A 423-nucleotide genomic window follows, 5' to 3' on the forward strand; every position below is an offset into this window, starting at 1 on the left:
ATTTTCATGATCTATCTTCCCTCAATAAAATAATGGTTTTTCACTATATAGTGACCCCGTTTTAAAACAAAATATGACATTGCTACATCATTGCCACAACAGTTATTAATCCATTGGAAGATAATTGCTTTGGTTATGATATAACTCCGTTGTCGAATAGCCTCCTTAGTGCACATGGTCGAGACATATCATTAAGGATTTAATTGTCTCGCCTTTGCTATTGTCTCTGGTCAACTAACCGATGAGTTAGCAAAGCGTTTGCCAAGGTTGGCGAAGTCTTCACTCGATATCAGTATTTCAAAAATATCTTCAGGTGACCCTTTGCCTTCGGCGCGGTGGGTCATAACGTTGAAGTCCATCTCAATCAGGATCTCAAGGAGTGGGGCATAGAAGTCGGGGTATTGCGGCTGCATGATAGGGGGC

At 41.4% G+C, this 423-nt stretch carries 1 pseudogene; it reads right to left on the reverse strand.

What is annotated here, in order from left to right:
• Window positions 1–230 precede the first annotated feature (230 nt).
• Window positions 231–423, reverse strand: a pseudogene (locus A6R74_RS17625) (hypothetical protein); the annotation flags it as partial.

The sequence above is a fragment of the Halomonas sp. ALS9 genome, from assembly GCF_001651035.1.
Classification (GTDB): Bacteria; Pseudomonadota; Gammaproteobacteria; order Pseudomonadales; family Halomonadaceae; genus Vreelandella.